Genomic DNA, 5029 nt, shown 5'->3' with positions numbered 1-5029 from the left:
GTCGGGGTGTGGGGAGGGCGGGCGGTGTCGAGTTCCTCGACCGCGATCTCCCAGCCGCCCTCCGTGTCCGCGGCAACGGTGACACCGCGGTCGGCGCTGCCCAGGGCCTGGCTGCCGAACACGTCGGCCGCCGTGCCGGACAGCAGGGTGACCCGGTAGCGGCGCCCGGTCTCGTAGGACGTGAACACATGGGCGTCGGCTGCCGGTTCGCGGTAGAAGTAGGTGCCGCTGAACGGGGTCAGCGTCCGGGCCGCCGCCGAGATCCGCAGCGGCATCCCCGCACCGCGCAGCCGTACGGTGTCCGGTGTCTCGTAGGCGCACTCCACGCGCCCGGCCGGGCCGGTCCAGGTGAGCAGGCCCGGGGTGGCCTCCACCAGGGTCTCGGCCCGCTCGCCCGTCGCGGGGTCGAGGGGGACCAGGCGCAGCACGGCGTGCATGCCGTTCTGGTGCGAGACGAGGTGGAGGTCCTCGGAGCGGGTCCGCTCCGCGAGCACCGGGGAGATGCCGAACCAGGAGCCGTGCGTGCTGAACGGGATGTCGTGGACGGAGAAGGCCGGGCCGGGGCGGTCGGCGGTCATGGCGGGGCACTCGTTTCTCGAACGGGGACGGTCGGTGGTCGTCGGGCGGGGGCCGCGGGGGTCAGTCCTTGACCGCGCCGGTGGTGACGCCCGCGGCGACGTAGCGCTGGGCGAGGACGAGGATGACCGCGGCCGGCAGGGAGGCGACGACGGCGGTGGCCATGATGGCGTTCCACTGCTGGTTGTTGTTGCCGATGTAGTGGTAGATGCCGAGGGTGATCGGCTCGTGGGCGCCGCCGTTGACGAGAGTGGCGGCCAGGATGAAGTCGGACCAGGACCACAGGAACGCGAACAGCGACACGGTGACCACGGAGTTGCGGCTCATCGGCAGCACGACGGACCAGAAGGTGCGCAAGGGCCGGGCCCCGTCCACCTGTGCGGCCTGGAGGAGTTCGCCGGGGATGCCGGACATGAACGCGGTGAAGACGAGCACCGCGAAGGGCACGGACAGGGTGGAGTCGGCGACGATCAGGCCGGGCACCGACTGGAGCAGGCCGAGTTGCAGGTAGATGGCGTAGAAGCCCATCGCCATGATGATGCCGGGGATCATCTGGGCGGCCAGCAGGACGAAGCTGAGGATTCCGCCGCCGCGCGGACGCAGTTTGGCCAGCGCGAATCCGGCCGGGGCGGCCAGGGCCACGGTCAGGGCGACGGTGCCGAGGCCGATGACGAGGCTGGTGCCGAGGTAGGGCAACTGCTGGTCGACGACGGCCCGGTAGCCCTCCAGGGTGGCGTGGGCGGGGAACAGGCCGGGCGGGCTCTTGCGCATGTCCTGGTCGCGGGTGAGGGACACGTTGAGCATCCAGTAGACCGGGAAGAGCATGATCCCGGTCAGCAGCAGGCCCGCACAGGTCTTCCCTGTCGATCTCATGACAGCGCCTGCTTCCGCTGGACCCGTACGTAGACCAGGCCGAAGACCAGGGCGGCGAGCACGAGCAGGTTGCCGACGGCGGCGCCGGGGCCGAACGCGGGCAGCAGGTTGCCGAAGCCGAGCTGGTAGGACCAGGTGGCGAAGGTGGTGGAGGAGTCGGCCGGGCCGCCCTTGGTCATGATCCAGATGATGTCGAAGACCTTGAGGGTGTAGACGAGGCCCAGCAGCAGGGTGATGGCGGAGACCGGGCGCAGCAGCGGGAAGGTGATCCGCCAGAACCGTTGCCAGGCGTTCGCCCCGTCCAGGGCGGCCGCCTCGTACAGGCTCGACGGGATGGACTGCAGACCGCTGTGCAGCACGACCAGGTTGAAGGGGACGCCGATCCAGATGTTCGCGATGATCACCGAGGTCAGCGACCAGGACGGCGAGGTCAGCCAGTTCACCGGGTCGACGCCGATCGCGTGCAGGGCGGCGTTGACGATGCCGGAGTCGCTGTTGAGCATCCACGACCAGGTCGACGCCGACACGATCAGCGGCAGCAGCCACGGCACCAGGAACAGGGCCCGCAGGGTGACGGAGAGCCGGAAGTGCTGGTGGAAGAAGACCGCCAGCGCCAGACCGATCGCGAACTGGAAGACCAGGGACACGCCGGTGAACACCGCGGTGTGGAGCAGGGCCGGTGCGAAGGTCGGGTCGTCGAGGACCGTGCGGTAGTTCGCCAGACCGGTGAACGGGGCGTCGCCGTGCACGAACGAGCGCACGGTGTAGTGGCGCAGGCTCAGGTCGATGTTGCGGTACAGCGGATAGGCGTAGAACAGGGCGAGGTAGAGGGTCACCGGGGCGAGGAACGCCCAGGCCGCCCACTGCGGGGAGGCCGGTCGGCGCCGCGCCTCGGGGGCGGCGCCCTCGGGGTCGGTCCGCGGGTGCGGCACTTGTGTGGTCGTCGTCATCAACTGGCCCTTGGTTCCGTTTACTTGACCGCGGACTGGGCGTCGGCCAGGGCGTCCTTCGGGGACGTGGAGCCGCTGAGTGCGGACTGGACGGCCTTCCACATCTGCTCGGAGATCCTGGGGTACCTGGTGCCCAGGTCGTCGCTGGTGCGGCCCTTGGCCGTGCGGACCGCGGCGACCCAGGGCTTCAGTTCGGCGTCGGCCGCCACCTGCTTGTCCTGGACCTCGGCGGTGGGCGCCACGTAGGACAGGGTGGTGTCGGTGTCGTAGAGGTTCTGGGTGCTGGTCAGACAGGTCGCCAGCTTCTGCGAGGTGGCGTAGCGGCCGGTGTCGTCCTGGACCGGGAGGGTGACGAACTCGCCGCCGGTCGGGGCGGCCGCGGTGCCGCCGGAGGCGCCGGGGATCGGGAGCACGCCGTACTCGAAGCCGACCTTCCTGGCATTGGCGAGCTGCCAGGTGCCGTTCTCCGCGAAGGCGTAGTCACCGGTGGCGAACTCCTGCCAGCTGGTCGTCTGGGTGTTGTTGAGGACCGAGTTCGGAGCGTGACCGCCCTTGACCCAGTCCTTCCACAGGGAGAGCGCCGACTCGGCCTGGGCGGAGTCGAGCCGGGTCAGTTCCGCGCCCGCGCCCCAGAACCAGGGCAGGAACTGGAAGCTGCCCTCCTCGGTGCCGATCGCGGAGAACGTGATGCCCTTCCTGCCGGCCTTCTTCACCTTCTCCAGCGCCGCCGTCAGGGAGGCCCAGTCCTTCACCGAGGCGATGTCCACGCCGGCGTCCTTCAGGACCTTCTTGTTGTAGTAGAGGGCCAGCGTGTTGGCGCCGATCGGGGTGCCGTACGTCTTGCCGTCCGACTGGCCGGCGGCGAGGAGGTTGGGGTCGACCCTGGAGGTGTCCAGCTTGTTGTCGTCGGTCGTGGTGAGGACGCCCGCCTCGGCCAGGGTGGAGACCACCGGGTTGTCGACGACCAGGATGTCCGGGGAGTTGCCCTGCTGGGCGGCCAGCAGGGCCTTGTTCGTCAGGTCGCTGGTGTCGAACCCGGTCCGCTTGACCTTCACGCCCGCCTCGCTGCCGCACTTGTCCAGCAGCTTCGTCCAGGCGGAGCCCTCGGCGAACTGCGGGTACGGGTCCCAGACGGTGTAGGTGCCGCTGTCGGCGCCCTCGGTGCCGCTGCTGCCGGAGCCGCAGGCGGTGACGCCGGCGGCGACGGCCAGGGAGACCAGGACGGCGGCGGCCGGACGGTGCCGTCCGGGGAAACTGTTCATGGCGGGCTCCTTCGGTGTGCGGCATGCGGGTGCCGTGGCGGTGGGTCGCGCGGTGAGGAGGGCACCGCGGACGACGCCCGCGGGTGTGCGGGCGTGCGGCGGTGTGACGAGTGCTCGGGGGGTGCGGTCAGGTCTGCGGGACCCCGGCGGGCCCGGTGCTGGCCCGCAGCGAGATCGGTGGGGTGAGGAGGTGCTGCCGGGGCGGCGCGTCGGTGTGGTCCAGCCGCTCCACGAGCAGGTCGACGGCGAGCCGGCCCATCTCGGCGGCCGGTACGTCCGCCGCGGTGAGCTGCGGGGTCACCGTCTCCGCCCAGCGGTTGGCGACGACCCCGGTGACGGAGAAGTCGCGCGGCACATGGCGGCCCGCCTGGGCGAGCCCCCGGTACAGGCCGCCCAGCGCGGCCTCGTTGAGGGTGACCAGGGCCGTGGTGGCCGGGTCGTCGTGCAGGATCCGTTCCACGCAGGCCTGGCCCGCGGCGGCGTCGTCCCCGCAGCAGTACGTGCGGACCGTCAGCCCGCGTTCGGCCGCGGCCTTGGTGAAGCCGTCCAGGCCGCGGTGCGCCGACTCGTACCCGGTCCGCAGGAGTTGTTCGGGCCGGTTGACGAAGGCGACCCGGCGGTGGCCGAGGTCGGCGAGGTGGTGCACACAGGCCGCCGCCAGCGCGGTGTGGTCCAGGGCGACGTACCAGCCGTCCTGCGGGTGGGCGGTGCGGCCGATGGCGACGGACGGGAAGCCGAGCGCCGCCAGGTGGTCGGCCCGGTCGTCCTCCAGCCGGATCTCCATCAGGATCGCGCCGTCGACCCGCCGCTCCCCCAGCAGCCGCTGGAAGGAGCGGTCGCTGTCGACGCCGCTGGGCGACAGCAGCACGTCGTAGTCGTGGGCCGCCGCCGCCTCCACCACGCTGCCGATGAAGTCGAGCTGCATGCCCGTGTAGTGGTTCCCGGCGGGCGGGAAGACCAGGCCGATGGTGCTGGTCCGGCCGTTGGCGAGGGCGCGGGCGCTGGCGCTGGGCCGGTATCCCAGTTCGTCGACGATCCGCTGGATCTTCCGGCGGGTGTCCTCCGACACGGGGCGCTTGCCGCTCAGCGCGTAGGACACGGTGCTCCGCGAGACACCGGCCCGCCGGGCGATCTCACCGATGTTCACGGCGACTCCTTGGGACGGGCGACCGGATGTCGAACCGGTTCGCGTGGAAGTGAACGTAGGAACTGCCCAGACGCCTGTCAATACCCCTGCCGGAATCCCTGGCGGGGCCCCGGGTGGCGGCGAGATCACCGTGTCGAAGGGATTGCTGGCCGGAGGTCCCGGTGCTAGCTTCGCCGAACCGGTTCGGCGCGGTCGCCCGGGTGACGTACCCGCGCATGCCG

General features: G+C 71.1%; 4 protein-coding genes and 1 pseudogene. All 5 read right to left on the bottom strand.

The annotated features are described in order from the left end of the window. Positions 1-578: pseudogene (locus tag AOJ26_RS12830) on the bottom strand (glycogen debranching protein); the annotation flags it as partial. 61 nt (positions 579-639) lie between these two features. Next, positions 640-1449, bottom strand: a complete 810-nt coding sequence (locus AOJ26_RS12825; protein ID WP_053848386.1) for a carbohydrate ABC transporter permease — start codon at positions 1447-1449, stop codon at positions 640-642. After that, positions 1446-2399, bottom strand: a complete 954-nt coding sequence (locus AOJ26_RS12820) for a carbohydrate ABC transporter permease (protein ID WP_078959875.1) — start codon at positions 2397-2399, stop codon at positions 1446-1448. The genes AOJ26_RS12825 and AOJ26_RS12820 overlap by 4 nt, the downstream gene beginning before the upstream one ends. 20 nt (positions 2400-2419) lie before the next feature. Continuing rightward, entirely contained in the window at positions 2420-3661 is a 1242-nt protein-coding gene (locus AOJ26_RS12815; RefSeq protein ID WP_053848384.1) for a sugar ABC transporter substrate-binding protein, read from the bottom strand. A gap of 127 nt (positions 3662-3788) precedes the next feature. Next, complete coding sequence (locus AOJ26_RS12810) at positions 3789-4808, bottom strand: LacI family DNA-binding transcriptional regulator (RefSeq protein ID WP_053848383.1); 1020 nt, start codon at positions 4806-4808, stop codon at positions 3789-3791. Between the last annotated feature and the right edge of the window lie 221 nt (positions 4809-5029).

The sequence above is a fragment of the Streptomyces sp. NRRL B-24085 genome, assembly GCF_001282115.1.
Classification (GTDB): Bacteria; Actinomycetota; Actinomycetes; order Streptomycetales; family Streptomycetaceae; genus Streptomyces.
Note: the sequence above shows the minus strand (reverse complement) of the source record. Positions and strands in the feature narration are given on the sequence as shown.

Coding starts and splice junctions, on each gene's coding strand:
- AOJ26_RS12825 (WP_053848386.1), bottom strand. CDS start 1,449: ATGAGATCGACAGGGAAGACCTGTGCGGGCCTGCTGCTGACCGGGATC.
- AOJ26_RS12820 (WP_078959875.1), bottom strand. CDS start 2,399: ATGACGACGACCACACAAGTGCCGCACCCGCGGACCGACCCCGAGGGC.
- AOJ26_RS12815 (WP_053848384.1), bottom strand. CDS start 3,661: ATGAACAGTTTCCCCGGACGGCACCGTCCGGCCGCCGCCGTCCTGGTC.